The following is a 13,813-nucleotide window of genomic DNA, read 5'->3' as shown; positions in this document are numbered from 1 at the left end:
GAGGCGTGGTCCGCGCGAGCGGTCACGCCTCCCGGCCGGGCTCGGGACCGAGGCCGGCGAGCGCGGCGCCGACGCCGGGGTGGACCTTCAGCACCAGGTCGGCGCCGGTGGCTTCGAGCGAACGGGTGACCGCGTGGCCGCCGAGCACGACGGCGAGTTCGGTGCGGTCGTTCGCCTGCAGCAGCGACCGGACGCCGGCGCAGCTGAGGAACGCCACCCGGCTCAGGTCGACGACCAGCCGTTCGCCGGTGGCGAGGGCTTCGTCGAGCGTGCCGACCGTGGCGGCGTCGATGTCGCCCACCAGGGTGAGGACGGTGATCCCGCCCGGGCGTTCGGTCGAGGTGACGGTGAGGCCGGACGGTTCGTAGATCGTGCGGAAACAGTCGTACATGGCGCTCCCTTGTTCCAGCGTTGCAGGGGCGCTGACCGGAGCACGTGTCTGAACAACAGCCAACACCCCTGACCGTACGCCCCTGAGCCGGGAGGTCAACCCCGCGGGTTTCCCGGCTCCGACCTCGGGTAATCCGTTCGGGACCGATATCCGCGCCCGGGAAGGAGATCCATGCGTGTCGTGATCGTCGGCGGCGGTTTCGCCGGATACCACGCGGCGAAGAGCCTGCGGAAGGAAGCCGGCGAGGATGTCGAAGTCGTCGTGCTGAACCCGACCGATTACTTCCTGTACCTGCCGTTGCTGCCCGAAGTGGCGGCCGGGATCCTGGACCCGCGGCGGGTCGCGGTTTCGATCCCCGAGACGCTGCGCGGGGTGCGGCTCGTGCTCGGCGTGGCGACCGGCGTGGACTTCGACGCCCGCCACGTCACGTACACCGATCCCGAGGACAACGACCACCGGATCGGGTACGACCGGCTGGTGCTCGCCGCGGGCAGCGTCAACAAGCTGTTGCCGATCCCGGGCGTGCCGGAGTACGCGCACGGGTTCCGCGGGGTGCCGGAAGCGCTGTACCTGCGCGACCACATCACCCGGCAGATCGAGCTGGCCGCCGCGGCCGACGACCCGGCCGAGCGCGAAGCCCGCTGCACGTTCGTGGTGGTCGGCGCCGGCTACACCGGCACCGAGGTCGCCGCCCAGGGTCCCGCGTTCACCGCGGCGCTCGCCGCGCGTCACCCCGAGCTGGCCGGGCAGCAGATCCGCTGGCTGCTGCTGGACGTCGCCGAGCGGGTGCTGCCCGAGCTCGACAAGCGGCTCGGCCGCACCGCCGACGAGGTGCTGCGCGCCCGTGGGGTCGAGGTGCTCATGAAGACCTCGGTGGACCACGCCGACGCCAAGGGCGTCACCCTGACGAACGGCGACGCCGTCCCCACCCGCACCCTCGTGTGGTGCGTGGGCGTGCGGCCGGACCCGCTGGTGGCCGGCCTCGGCCTCGAGACGGCGAAGGGCAGGCTCGTGGTGACCGAGCGGCTGAACGTGCCGGGCCGCGACGACGTGTTCGCCTGCGGCGACGCGGCCGCGGTGCCCGACCTCACCCGCCCCGGCCAGTACACGGCGATGACCGCCCAGCACGCCGAGCGGCAGGGCAGGCTCGCCGGCCGCAACGTGGCGGCCTCCCTCGGCTACGGCCGCCCGGGGACCTACCGGCACCACGACCTCGGCTTCGTCGTCGACCTCGGCGCCGGAGCGGCGGCGGCGAACCCGTTGCACATCCCGCTGTCCGGCCGCCCGGCGAAGGCCGTGACGCGCGGCTACCACCTCATGGCGATGCCGGGCAACCGCGTGCGCACGGCCGCCGACTGGGCCCTGGAGGCGCTGACCGGCCGCCAGACCGTCCAATTGGGACTGGTCCGGTCCGGGGCGGTGCCGCTCGACACCGACAGTCCCGAACTTCCCCGTCGCTGACGTCGTTTTCGTGAAAGGAACGCCGATGCCCGCCGAACCCGAACCCGTCCGTTCCGAAGGCCCCGCGGTGGTGACCGCCGGCGACCCCTCGGGCCCCAAGGTGATCGTCCTCGACCCGGCGGGCGCCGCCAAGCACGACGAGCTCCCGGCCACCTGGCGGCCGCTGACCGAGACCCGCGCGGTGTTCTGGTGCCGGGTCCCCGCCGGCGGAGCCTTGACCGAAGCCGACGACCTCCTCGGCGACGCGGGCCCTGGCGACCCCGAGATAGCGGTGGTGGCGAGCGGCCCGTTCGCGGCGGAGGCCCTCCAGCTGGCCGAGCGCCACCCGGGAGCGGCGAAGCACCTGTTGCTGGTCGACCCGGCCTCGGACGCCTTCCTGTCCTCGGGCGACGCCGCGGCGGCCAACGAGGCGTGGCTGGCCGAGCACGAGGACGTGGTGGCGAAGCTGCGCGAGGCGGGCACGGAGGTGCGGGTGGTGGCGTCGAGCAGGGAGAGCCTGGCGGACCGGGTGCCCCCGCCGTTGCCGCTGGGCCACCCGGAGGTGGTGACGGCGGTGCGCGCGGCATTGGAGGCGGCTTAGCGGCCCACCCGGTGTCATGAACGACTCTTTCCTGGCGTCTGACGTCAGGAAAGAGTCGTTCATGACGTTCGAACCCGGCTGCCGGCCAGCTCCACGAATCCCCGGACCACCGCGGACGCCGGTCCCGCCCGCCAGGCCAGCCCCAGGTCGATCCGCGGCGCCGGGGCCGCCAGCCGCCGCAACACCACTCCACGCCTCCGCAACGCCCGGGCCCGGTGCTCCGGGACCGCCGCCACGCCCGCTCCCTCGGCCACCGCGCGCATCAGCTGCTCGTCCTCCGGCTCCTCGCGGACGATCGGCGGCAGCCCGCCCGGCCAGACCTGGCCGCTGATGGCGTCGTACTGGCCGGGGCCGTTCTCGCGTGGCCAGAACACCACCGGCTCGGCGGCGATCGCGGCGCGGGACACGCGGCCGCGGCGGTGGGCCAGCGGATGGCCCGACGGCAGGGCCAGCAGGACCTCCTCCGAACCGATCACCGCCACCTCGATGCCCGCCGCCGCCACCGGGGGCCGGACGAAGCCGATGTCGATCTCGCCCGCCTGCAACCGGGCCAGGTTGAGGCTCGTCCAACCCGTCTCCAACGCCAGCTCGACGTCCGGGTGCCGCTCGCGGTACGCCGCCACCAGGTCGCCGGCCTGCGGGCCCGGTGCCGAGCGCGTGTAGGCGATCCGCAGCCGCCCCGCGTCGCCCCGGCCCGCCGCCGCCACCGCGCCGCGGGCGCGGTCCAGCCGGTCGAGCAGGTCACGGGCCTCCGCCGCCGCCACCCGGCCGGCGTCGGTCAACGCGAAGCGCGGCCCCGTGCGGTCGAGCAGCGCCACGCCGAGGTCCGCCTCGAAAGCGCGGATCTGCTGGCTCAGCGACGGCTGGGACACGAACAGCCGAGCGGCCGCCTTCGTGAAGTGCATCTCCTCGGCGAGCACGGCGAAGTAGTGCCATCGGCGCAGGTCCACCCGGCGATTATAGGACGTTCCTATGACCTCATCGGGACGAAGTCTTGGACCGGACGCGCCACCCGCTGCTGTCCTGGGTCCCGTGACGACCACCAGCGCACCCCTGACCCGCACCGACCGCAAGCTGCTCGCCGTCGTGGCCGGGCGGCGGCTCGCCGACCCGATGGCCGGGTTCGTCGACCTCGACGCCGTCCGGGAAGCCGTCGAAGACCTGACGACGGCGTTCGCGCCGCTCGGGCGCGTGCAGCACACGGTCGCCGCCAAGGCGTGCGGTCTCGCGCCCCTGCTGCGGTTCCTCGGCGGCCTCGGGATCGACGCCGAGGTCGCGAGCCCGGGCGAGACGGCGGTCGCGGAAGCCGCCGGCCTGCGCGGCCCGCGGCTCGTGCTCGACTCCCCCGCCAAGACGACCGCCGAGCTCGCGCACGCCCTGGCCGAGGGGACGGCGGTCAACGCCGACAACTTCCAGGAACTCGCCCGGCTCGACGCGCTGGTCGGCCCGACGCCGCCGCGGTCGGTGCTGGGCCTGCGGATCAACCCGCAGGTCGGGGCCGGCCGGATCGGCGACACGAGCACGGCCACCGCGGCGTCCAAGTTCGGCATCCCCTTGCGGGACAACGGAAACCGGGCACTGCTGCGGGAGGCGTTCGCACGCCGGCCGTGGCTGACGCGGCTGCACGTCCACGTCGGCTCGCAGGGCTGCCCGCCGGAGCTGATGGCCGACGGCGTCGCCGCGGTGCACGAACTCGCCGAAGAGATCAACGCCGAAGCCGGCTACCGGCAGGTGACCAGCCTCGACCTCGGCGGCGGGCTGCCGGTCGACTTCACCTCAGACGAGCCCGGACCGACCTACGCCGGCTACGTCGCGACACTGCTGAACCGCGTCCCGGCCCTCGCCGACGGGCGCTACGCCTTCGTCACCGAGTTCGGCCGCTCTCTGCTGGCGAAGAGCGGCTTCCTCGTCAGCACGGTGGAGTACACGAAGGTCGCGGGCGGACGGCACATCGCCGTGACGCACGCGGGCGGCCAGGTGGCGGCGCGCACGGTGCTCCAGCCGGAGCACTGGCCGCTGCGGGTCGGCGCGTTCGACGCCACCGGTACGCCGAAGACGGGACCCGAAGTGCCGCAGGACATCGCGGGCCCGCTGTGTTTCGCGGGCGACCTCCTCGCCCGCGAGCGGCCGCTGCCGCTGCTGGAACCGGGGGACCTCGTCGTCGCCCACGACACCGGCGCGTACTACTTCGGCGCGCACTACGCCTACAACACGCTGCCGCGCCCGGCCGTGTACGGGTTCACCGTGTCGCCGACCGGTGACGTCGAGTTCACGCCGCTGCGTCGCGCGCAGACCCTCGCCGAACTGGTCGCCGACGCCGGGAGCGAATTCCTCGGAGCGCTCCCGGAAGGGTGATCGGCCGCGTACGATGCCCGGCCATGGGGGATGGTCGAGAGCTGCCGCGGTTTGCCGCGTTGCCTGTCGGGATCGTCGTCGCCGTACAAGCCGTCGTGCTGACCGCCCTATCGGGGCGTTACGGCTTCCACCGCGACGAGCTGTACTTCGTCGCCGCGGGCCGCCGTCCGGATTGGGGATACGTCGACAATCCGCCGATCACGCCGTGGCTCGCCCGCGCGTCGACCGCGTTGTTCGGCGAGACACCGTCGGGGCTGCGGGTGGTCGCGACCCTGCTGGGCATGGCGACCGTCGTGGTCGTCGCGCTGATCGCCCGCGAGTTCGGCGGCGGCCGCGGGGTCCAGCTGTTCACGGCGCTGGCGACGGCTCTGTCGTCCTACGTCCTGGTCGTGTCGCACATGCTGGCGACCAACTCCGCGGACGTGCTGCTGTGGTCGCTGATCGCGCTCTTCGGCCTGCGGCTGCTGCGCACCGGCGACGGCCGGTGGTGGCTCGCCGTCGGCGCCGCCGCCGGGCTCGGCCTGGCGAACAAGTGGCTCGTCCTGCTCCTGCTGTCCGGGCTCGGCATCGGGGTCGCCGTCGCCGGGCCACGCCGGGTGCTGCGGACCTGGTGGCTCGCGGCCGGCGTCGGGATCGCCGTCGTCCTGGCCGCGCCCGTGCTGCTCTGGCAGGCGGCGCACGGCTGGCCGATGCTCACCGTGGCCGGCGGGATCAGCTCCGGCGACGGCGCCGAGAACCGCCTCCTGTTCGTGCCGATGCAGCTGGTCCTGCTGTCCCCGGTCCTGGCGCCGGTGTGGGTGGCCGGCCTCGTGCGGCCGTGGCGCGAACCCGGCCTGCGCTGGGCCCGCGCGCCGGCCGTCGCCTACCCCGTGGTCTGCGCCGAGCTGCTGGTCGTCGGCGGCAAGCCGTACTACTCGGTGCCGCTGCTGCTGCCGCTGGTGGCGCTGGGCGCGGAACCGGTGCTGCGATGGCTCGGCCGGGCCGGGACCCTCCGGCGAGCGCTCACCGGCGTCACCGCCGCGGTGTGCGTGGTGGTGTCCGTCCTCATCGGACTCCCGGTCGTACCGGCGACGGCGCTGAACGGCCCGCTGCTGGCGATGAACAAGGAACCGGGCGAGCAGGTCGGCTGGCCGGACTTCGCCGGCAGCGTCGCGGGCGCCTGGCGGCGGATCCCGGACGCCGAGCGCGACACCGCGGTCATCCTCGCCGGCAACTACGGCGAGGCCGGGGCGCTCGAACGCTACGGGCCCGAGTACGGGCTGCCGCCGGCGTACTCGCCGCACATGTCCTACGCGGACTGGGGGCCGCCACCGGACCGGCTGGTCGGCCCGGTGCTGCTCATCGGGCGGATCCAGCCCGGCTCACCCGCGGCCCACCTGATCACCGGCTGCCGCGCGGTCGCGAAGCACCACAACGCCGCGGGCGTCGACAACGAGGAGGAAGGCGTCCCGCTGTCCCTGTGCACGCTGACGCGGCCGTGGTCGGTGGCGTGGCCCCAGCTCCGGCATTACTACTGAGCGATTCGCGCTACCCTCGGGCCCATGGTGGCGAGGCGCACGGCGGTGGCCGTGGTGGGGGCGGGCCCGGCCGGACTCACGGTGGCGAACCTCCTGCGGCGCGCGGGAATCGGCTGCGTGCTGCTGGAGGCGCAGAGCCGGGCGTTCATCGAGCAGCGGCCGCGGGCCGGGTTCATCGAGGAGTGGGCGGTCCGCGGGCTCGAACGGCGCGGTCTCGGCGAGCAGCTCGTCGCGAAGGCCCCGCAGCACGAGAAGTTCGAGTTCCGGTTCGCCGGGCAGCGGCACGTCTTCCGCTACGGCGACGTCACCGGGCAGCGGCATTTCGTTTACCCGCAACAGTTTCTGGTGACCGACCTGGTCGCGCAGTACACCGACGCCGGCGGTGACGCGGTCTTCGAGGTCTCGGACGTCGAGCTGCACGACCTGACGTCGGACTCCCCCGCCGTCACGTTCCGGGCCGGCGGCGACGAGCACCGCATCGACTGCGACTTCGTGGCCGGCTGCGACGGCGCCCGCGGCGTCTGCCAGGGGTACCTGCCGGCGGATTCGACGGTGAAAGCCCATCACGACTACGGAATCGGCTGGCTGGCCCTGCTCGCCGAGGCCCCGCCGTCCGCCGACGGCGTGCTGTTCGGCATCCACCCGCGCGGGTTCGCCGCGCACATGGCCCGCACGCCGCAGGTGACGCGGTTCTACCTGCAGACCGCACCCGGCGAGACCGAAGCGGACTGGCCCGACGAGCGCGTGTGGCGGGAGCTGCACGCGCGGCTCACCGTGCCCGGCGGCGAGATCATCGAGGGCAGGCTGTTCGAGAAGCGGATCCTCGACATGCACAACTACGTCGTGGAGCCGATGTCCCACGGCCGCCTGCACCTCGCGGGCGAATCCGCGCACCTGGTCGCGCCGATCGCGGCGAAGGGCATGAACCTCGCCCTGCACGACGCGTTCCTGCTCACCGACGCGCTCCAGGCGTACTATGCGGGCGACAGCGCGCCGCTGGCCGGCTATTCGGCCGCGTGCCTGCCGCTGGTGTGGCAGTATCAGGAGTTTTCGCTGTGGCTGTCGGACATCTTCCACCACACGGCGGCCGCGGGCGACAACCCCTTCGCGGCGCGCATCGCGGAGGCCCGGATGCGCCGCCTGCTCGGTTCGCCCGCGGCCGCGGCGGCGTTCGCGGAGCTGTACATCGGCAAGAACGCGAACTTCTAGCTCCAGGCGATCTTGAACACCCACGCGTAGCGGCCCGCCTGCCGGGCCGCGGCCGGGACGTCGATCACCAGCGAACCGTTGTCGACGCTCCAGTGCAGGTTGCCGCGGTACCCGAGCATGGTGACCCGGTCCCCACGGCGGATCGGCACCGGCGCGTCGACCACCAGGCGGCTGCCGGGCGCGGTCAGCGAGTGCACGTAGAACGCCTCGTTCTGCTTGACCGTGAACCGCAGGTCGCCGAGCTGGGCCAGCCGCGACCAGTAGGTGGTGTCGTAGATGGCTTCACCGTTGACCTTCAGCCACGCGCCCGCGTCCCGCAGGTGCCGCTGCATGACATCCGGGATCGTGCCGTCGAAGTCCGGGCCGATGTCGAGCAGGAAATTGCCGTTCTTCGAGACGATGTCGACGAGCGTGCGGACGACCTCCTCCGCCGTCATGTAGCGGTCGTCCGGGGTCGCGCGGTTGTAGCCGTAGGAGAACGGGTCGAGACCGCGGCTCGCCTCCCACTTCGCGACCACGGTGTTCGGGTACGTCGTGTACTCCGGCGTCGTGAAGTCGTGGTCGGGGATGCCGCCGCGGTCGTTGTAGGTGACGTCCTTGGGTCGCTTGCGGTTCTTCGCGCGGTTGAAGTACTCGGTGAGCACGGTCCGGCTGTCGTTGACGCCGCCGATGTCGAACCACAGGACGTCCGGGTCGAACTCGCGGATCAGCTCGAGGACCTGCGGTGCCTGGTAGTCGCGGACGAAGTCCTTCCCCGCGGTGTAGCCGGTGTAGGGCAGCGGCGCGCCCGTGTAGGGGTTGCGCGGCGCGTGTCCCATCCACGGGTTGTCCGGGTTGAACCATTCCGGCAGCGAGAAGTACAGGCCGTTGCGCAGTTGCGGGGTGTACTTCCGTGACGCCGTGAAGAGCTCGTCGATGATGTTCCGCTTCGGCCCGAGCTTCACGGAGTTGCGGTCGCTGACCTTGGTGTCCCACAACGCGAAGCCATCGTGGTGCTTGGACGTCAGGACGTAGTACTCCGCGCCCGCGTCGGCGATCAGGTTCAGCCAGCTGCGCGGGTCGAACTTCGCCGCGGTGAAGAGCGGGATGAAGTCGTCGTAGGCGAAGTTCTCGCCGTACTTCTGCTTGTGGTAGGCGTAGGTCGCGCCGTTCGGGTCCTGCTGGTTCTGCCAGTACCACTCCGCGTACTGCTGCCCCACCGGCGCCCACGCGGGCACGGCGTAGACGCCCCAGTGGATGAAGATGCCGAACTTGGCGTCGTTGAACCAATAGGGCGCGCGGTGCGTCGAGAGCGACGCGTCGGCCGGGCGGAAATCCGGGATGCCGAGCGTGACCGGCACCTGCTGGGTGGCCAGGGTGCCGCGGCCGGCGGTGACGCGGATCTGGCCGTTCGTCGTGGTGCCGGGCGGCACGGACGCGTTCGGGGCCAGGCCGAGCCGGACCGTCGCCTGCTCTCCCGGCGCCAGCGCGCGGAGGGCCGCGGGCACGGTCGTCCGGCCGCCGGGGACGTCGACGGTGACGCTCACCCGGTCGCCCGCGCCGAGCCACACGGTCCCGGCGTTGACGATGGTCGCTTCGGCGGCCTGCGGGCCGCCGACGGTCAGCAGGTTGGCCGTCGAGCGGCCGTCCAGGACCAGTGCCGATCGCCCGACGGCGACCGGCTGGAGGGTCAGTGCGAAGACGTGCAGGCTGGAGACGTTCGGTGCCGGGTTCGCCGTCGTGGGCAGGGTCAGGGCGACGGCTTCGCGGGCCGGGTCGAGCCAGACCTGGCCGGTGGCCAGGGAAACCGGGTTGTCGTCGACGACCCCGCCGGGTGCGTAGCGGAACGGCGAGACGAGCGCGCCGCTGCCGGTGTACCAGTCGGGGCCGGACAGGGAACCGGTGCTCGTGGTGCCGTCGGCGTAGTGCACGGTCGCCGGGCCGCCGGTGGCGCCGTAGCTGGCGGCGACCAGGAAGTAGGCGACGAAGTAGCGGCCTTTCGGCAGGTCGATCCGCTGGCCGGTGGCGGCGATGTTGTTCTTCGCTCCGGCGGCCGCGGACCCGAGCTTGAACGGGACACCGCCGGCGGTGACGGTCTGCCCGGCCGGGATGTGCTCGGCCGGGAAGGTGTAGCCGGAGCCGTCGAAGTCGCCGCCGGTGGCGGACGCGCTGTCGATGCCGTCGTTGCCGAACCAGGTGTCGAGGGCGACCGGGACGGGCGGCGGGGGCGGGACGATCGGGGTGTCTGCGTTGTCGGCAGCGGCGTCCACCGGCACGGCGGCGCCGACGGGTGTCATGCCGGCGGCGGTGAGCGCGACGGCACCACCCAGGGCGATGCCCAGGGCTTGGCGGCGGGGGAAGGTCGGCACTGAACCTCCAGGGATCGGATGACTACGGCGGATTTACGACAAAGTTCACCCACAGAAGGCGCGCCTGTCGCTGGCGGAACTGATTCATCCGATGAATGACCCTGCTCGCTGGCCCCCGCCGTGTCAAGGGGCCAAGTGGTCCGATCGTTGTGAACCGTGCTCGTGTTCGCCACGTATCACTGGGTAACGAGCTGCAGCACTCGCCGCCAGAACCCAGCCGCACGAAAGGCCAGACCGATGTCCACCGACCCGAACGCGCTGAGCCGCCGCGCGATCGCCATGCTCAAGGCGATCGCCGACGGGCGCGCCGAGCTCCGCTGCAGCTGCGAACCCGATCTCCGCGTCGACGGGTTGTCGTGCTGCGACCAGAGCACCGCCCACGACCTCGCCCGCGCCGGACTGGTCAGAGCCACCCGGCTCGTCGCCCCCGGCCAGTGGGCGCCCGCCGAACTGACCGAAGCCGGCCACCGCGCCCTGACCGGATTTCCCGTCGCCGCAGCCTGAGCCTCCCGCTCGGAAACCGTGAAGGCCGCCTCCCGCGATCCGGGAGGTGGCCTTCACGGCGTTCCGGGTGCGGGCACCTGGGCCGAGAAACTTCGGCACTGCGCTGAACCACCCCGCACCGGCGGCCGTGCTTTGGGTGAGGGCGTCTCGCACACGCCCTCCGGGGTTCACCACGAAGCAACGATCCGGGCCAGCCTCCGCCCGATCGGGACCGGGTACCCCGGCGAGCGGCCGTCGCGGCAACGGCCACCTCGCGCGGGCCCGTCCGGCATCCCCAGAATCCCGGACGGGCCCGCCCCCAGCTGTCGCGGATCTTGTCCGGCGCCTCACCTGATCAGCGGTCGCCACTCCGCGGGCTCGCGCGCGACGGTGGGATCATGCGACGTTTCGTGGCCGTGAGCGCGGCCGTCCTGGCGGGCATCGGTCTCCTCACGACGCCGGGCAGCGCCAACCCGGGCAGTGCGCATTCAAGAAGTGCTGTCCCAGTCCTCCCGCAGCACGCGATCGGCGGCTGGGTCGGCACGTGGGCCGCGGCGCCCGCGTCCGCCGTCCCGAACACGCCGGACGGCTACCCGGGCTACTCGATCCGCAACGTCGTGCACACCAGCGCCGGCGGCGGCCGCGCCCGCGTCCACCTGTCGAACGCCTTTGGGGCCGCTCCCCTGACCTTCGGGCACGTCACCGTCGCGGTCCAGGGCACGGGGCCGGACGCCGTGCCGGGCACCCTGCGGTCGCTGACCTTCGGCGGCGCCCCGAGCGTCGTCGTGCCCGCCGGTGCCGAGGCCTTGAGCGATCCGGTGAACCTGCGGATCCCCGCCGACGCGAACCTGCTCGTGACGACGTTCGTGCCGGCGAAGTCCGGGCCGGTGACCCATCACCCGGCCGCGGCGCAGACGTCGTACTTCACGCGCAACGGCGACTTCGCCGCCAGCGAGTCCGGTGCCCCCTACACCGAGCAGACGTCCGTGTGGCACTACGTTTCCGGCGTCGACGTCCAGGGCGGTGCGGAAGCCTCGATCGTGACGCTCGGCGATTCGATCACCGACGGCGTCGGCTCGACCTCGGGCGCCAACCGCCGCTGGCCGGACTACCTCGCCGACCGCCTGCACGGCCGCTTCGGCGTGCTCAACGCCGGCATCAGCGCCAACCGGCTGCTGCTCGACGTGCCCGGTTCCGGCGCCGGCCAGAACGCGCTTTCCCGCTTCGACCGCGACGTGCTGAGCGTCGGCGGCGTGCGGACGATCATCGTGCTGGAAGGCATCAACGACATCCAGCAGACGCCGCACCAGACCGACCCGGACGCGATCACGTCGGCGTACCGCCAGCTGGTGGCGCAGGCGCACGCGCGCGGCATCCGGGTCATCGGCGGCACGCTGACACCGTTCAAGGGCTGGCGCGTCTACGACGACACCCTCGAAGCGACCCGCCAGGCGGTGAACGCGTTCATCCGCACCGGCGGGGTCTTCGACGGTGTCGTCGACTTCGACGCGGCGGTCCGCGACCCGGCCGACCCGCTCCGGATGCTGCCGGCCTACGACTCCGGCGACCACCTCCACCCCGGCGACGCCGGCTACGAGCGGATGGCCGCCGCCGTCCGGCTCGACCGGCTCTGATCCCGCGGGATGAACAGGACCGCGACCAGGCTCAGCAGCGCGACCGCCACCAAGTAGAGCGACACCGAAAGGGAGGTGCCGGTGGCGGTCTGCAGCGCCGTCGCGATCAACGGCGCGAAGCCCCCACCCAGCACCGCGCCCACGGCGTAGGAGAACGAAGCGCCGCTGTAGCGGTAGCGCGGCTCGAACAGCTCCGCGAACAACGCCGACTGCGGCCCGTAGGTGGCGCCGAGGCCGACGTTGAGCACGATCACCGCCACGAGCAGCCACACCGTCGCCTTGGTGTCGACGAGCAGGAAGAACGGGATCGGCCAGAGCACGAGGAGCACCGATCCCGCCAGGTACACCGGTTTGCGGCCCACGTGGTCGGACCAGGCGGCCGCGGCGAGGATGCTCACCAGCCACGTCACGCTGCCGACGATCACGACGACCAGCAGCGTGGTGCGCGGGATCTTCAGCACCGACGTGCCGTAGGACAGCAGGTACGCCAGGAAGATGTACCCGATCGCGGTGTTGGCGATGAAGCTGCCGGACGCCACCAGCAGCGCCCGCGGCCGCTCGCGCAGCACCTCGACCATCGGACGGCTGCTGCGTTCTTCGGCTTCCCGCAGCCGCGAGAACACCGGGCTCTCCTCGATCCGCAGCCGGATCACCAGCCCGACGCCGACGAGCACGATGCTCGCCAGGAACGGCACCCGCCAGCCCCACGACGCGAACTGCGCGTCGGTCAGCGCGCGGCCGAGGACGAAGAACACCAGCTGCGCCAGGATCAACCCGGCCGGGACGCCGATCTGCGAGAACGCGCCGTACCGGCCGCGGCGGTCCTCGGGCGCGTGCTCGACGGCCATCAGCGCCGCGCCGCCCCACTCGCCGCCCGCGCTCAGCCCCTGCAACAGCCGCAGGACCAGCAGCAGGATGGGCGCCCAGACGCCGATCGCCGAGTACGTCGGCAGCAGGCCGACGCCGACGGTCGCGAAGCCCATCAGCAGCAGCGACAGCACCAGCATCGCCTTGCGGCCGACGCGGTCGCCGAAGTGACCCCAGAGGATGCCGCCGACGGGGCGGGCCAGGAACCCGACGCCGAGCGTCGCGAACGCGGCCAGGGTGCCGGAAGCGGGTGACAGCGACGTGAAGAACACCTTGTTGAACACCAGCGCCGTCGCCGTGCTGTAGATGAAGTAGTCGTACCACTCGATCGTGGTCCCCACCGCGCTCGCCACAGCAACCCGCCGCAAGGGCCGGGCCGCGACCGCGCGGCCCCTCACGAGCCGGCTAGTGCGGCTGCCGGGACCAGGTCGTCCACGAGCAGGTCCATCAGCAGCCCGTCGTGCCAGCTGCCGTCGGGACCGCGCTCGTAGGAGCGCATCGTGCCGACCGGGCGGAAGCCCAGCGACCGGTAGAGCCGGATCGCCGCCTCGTTGCCCGCCGCCGGGTCGATCACCAGCCGGTGGTGCCCGCGCACCGTGAACAGGTGCTCGGCCAGCGTGCGGATGGCGTCCGAGCCGAGGCCCTGCCCCTGGAAGTCCGGGTGCACCGCGATGTCGATGCCGGCGTGGCGGTACTGCGGGTCGCCCTCCTCGAAGGCGAGCTCGATGCCGATGACGGTGTCTTCGTGTTCGATGGCGTAGGTCGTGGTGCCTTCGTCGGGGTCCAGCAGATAGGACACCTGGGCGGCCACCGGCTCCTCGGCGTCGGCCCACCAGCGGGCGACTTCGGGGTGCGACAGGATCTCCTCGAACCGGGCGGCGTCCGGGGCGGCAGCTGGCCGCAGCCGGACACGGCTTCCGGTGATCAGGCCGGTCATCGGCCCAGTGTCGCCCGCACGGCGCCCGCTG

General features: G+C 72.6%; 12 protein-coding genes. 7 read left to right on the top strand and 5 right to left on the bottom strand.

Annotation, left to right across the window (positions count from 1 at the left end):
* Positions 1 to 22 precede the first annotated feature (22 nt).
* Entirely contained in the window at positions 23 to 391 is a 369-nt protein-coding gene (locus tag BLW76_RS23325) for an STAS domain-containing protein (protein WP_091310917.1), read from the bottom strand.
* A 171-nt stretch (positions 392 to 562) separates the two neighbouring features.
* Between BLW76_RS23325 and BLW76_RS23320 the strand changes: the two genes are divergently transcribed.
* Together BLW76_RS23320 and BLW76_RS23315 are read left to right on the top strand one after the other, a co-directional pair.
* Positions 563 to 1,852 carry an NAD(P)/FAD-dependent oxidoreductase gene (locus tag BLW76_RS23320; RefSeq protein ID WP_091310915.1) on the top strand — a complete coding sequence of 430 codons (1,290 nt, stop codon included), beginning with the start codon at positions 563 to 565 and terminating at the stop codon, positions 1,850 to 1,852.
* 25 nt (positions 1,853 to 1,877) lie between these two features.
* Positions 1,878 to 2,432 carry a hypothetical protein gene (locus tag BLW76_RS23315; RefSeq protein ID WP_091310912.1) on the top strand — a complete coding sequence of 185 codons (555 nt, stop codon included), beginning with the start codon at positions 1,878 to 1,880 and terminating at the stop codon, positions 2,430 to 2,432.
* A 59-nt stretch (positions 2,433 to 2,491) separates the two neighbouring features.
* Here the strand turns inward: BLW76_RS23315 and BLW76_RS23310 are convergent, their stop codons facing one another.
* Positions 2,492 to 3,382 (bottom strand): LysR family transcriptional regulator, encoded by an 891-nt coding sequence (locus BLW76_RS23310; protein WP_091310911.1) that lies wholly within the window; start codon positions 3,380 to 3,382, stop codon positions 2,492 to 2,494.
* An 82-nt stretch (positions 3,383 to 3,464) separates the two neighbouring features.
* Between BLW76_RS23310 and BLW76_RS23305 the strand changes: the two genes are divergently transcribed.
* From BLW76_RS23305 to BLW76_RS23295, 3 genes are read left to right on the top strand one after another with little or no spacing between them, the layout of a single operon-like run.
* Positions 3,465 to 4,787 (top strand): type III PLP-dependent enzyme domain-containing protein, encoded by a 1,323-nt coding sequence (locus tag BLW76_RS23305; RefSeq protein ID WP_091310908.1) that lies wholly within the window; start codon positions 3,465 to 3,467, stop codon positions 4,785 to 4,787.
* A 23-nt stretch (positions 4,788 to 4,810) separates the two neighbouring features.
* On the top strand, positions 4,811 to 6,304 hold the full coding sequence (locus tag BLW76_RS23300) for an ArnT family glycosyltransferase (RefSeq protein ID WP_091310907.1): 1,494 nt from the start codon (positions 4,811 to 4,813) through the stop codon (positions 6,302 to 6,304).
* Positions 6,305 to 6,328: 24 nt separating this feature from the next.
* The gene (locus BLW76_RS23295; RefSeq protein WP_091310904.1) at positions 6,329 to 7,513 is read left to right on the top strand and encodes a 4-hydroxybenzoate 3-monooxygenase; all 1,185 of its coding nucleotides are present in this window, start codon (positions 6,329 to 6,331) and stop codon (positions 7,511 to 7,513) included.
* On the opposite strand, the gene BLW76_RS23290 is transcribed toward BLW76_RS23295, so the two are convergent.
* Positions 7,510 to 9,861 (bottom strand): alpha-L-fucosidase, encoded by a 2,352-nt coding sequence (locus BLW76_RS23290; RefSeq protein ID WP_091310902.1) that lies wholly within the window; start codon positions 9,859 to 9,861, stop codon positions 7,510 to 7,512. The genes BLW76_RS23295 and BLW76_RS23290 overlap by 4 nt on opposite strands.
* A gap of 237 nt (positions 9,862 to 10,098) precedes the next feature.
* Between BLW76_RS23290 and BLW76_RS23285 the strand changes: the two genes are divergently transcribed.
* Both BLW76_RS23285 and BLW76_RS23280 read left to right on the top strand, forming a co-directional pair.
* Positions 10,099 to 10,365 carry a hypothetical protein gene (locus BLW76_RS23285; RefSeq protein WP_091310899.1) on the top strand — a complete coding sequence of 89 codons (267 nt, stop codon included), beginning with the start codon at positions 10,099 to 10,101 and terminating at the stop codon, positions 10,363 to 10,365.
* A 377-nt stretch (positions 10,366 to 10,742) separates the two neighbouring features.
* Positions 10,743 to 11,978, top strand: coding sequence for an SGNH/GDSL hydrolase family protein (locus BLW76_RS23280; protein ID WP_091310897.1), 1,236 nt, complete (start codon positions 10,743 to 10,745; stop codon positions 11,976 to 11,978).
* On the opposite strand, the gene BLW76_RS23275 is transcribed toward BLW76_RS23280, so the two are convergent.
* Positions 11,936 to 13,243 carry an MFS transporter gene (locus BLW76_RS23275; protein ID WP_091310894.1) on the bottom strand — a complete coding sequence of 436 codons (1,308 nt, stop codon included), beginning with the start codon at positions 13,241 to 13,243 and terminating at the stop codon, positions 11,936 to 11,938. The genes BLW76_RS23280 and BLW76_RS23275 overlap by 43 nt on opposite strands.
* Positions 13,240 to 13,782 carry a GNAT family N-acetyltransferase gene (locus BLW76_RS23270; RefSeq protein ID WP_091310891.1) on the bottom strand — a complete coding sequence of 181 codons (543 nt, stop codon included), beginning with the start codon at positions 13,780 to 13,782 and terminating at the stop codon, positions 13,240 to 13,242. Before BLW76_RS23270 ends, BLW76_RS23275 begins: the two co-directional genes overlap by 4 nt.
* Positions 13,783 to 13,813: the final 31 nt, after the last annotated feature.

The sequence above is a fragment of the Amycolatopsis tolypomycina genome, assembly GCF_900105945.1.
GTDB classification, from domain to species: domain Bacteria; phylum Actinomycetota; class Actinomycetes; order Mycobacteriales; family Pseudonocardiaceae; genus Amycolatopsis; species Amycolatopsis tolypomycina.
Note: the sequence above shows the minus strand (reverse complement) of the source record. Positions and strands in the feature narration are given on the sequence as shown.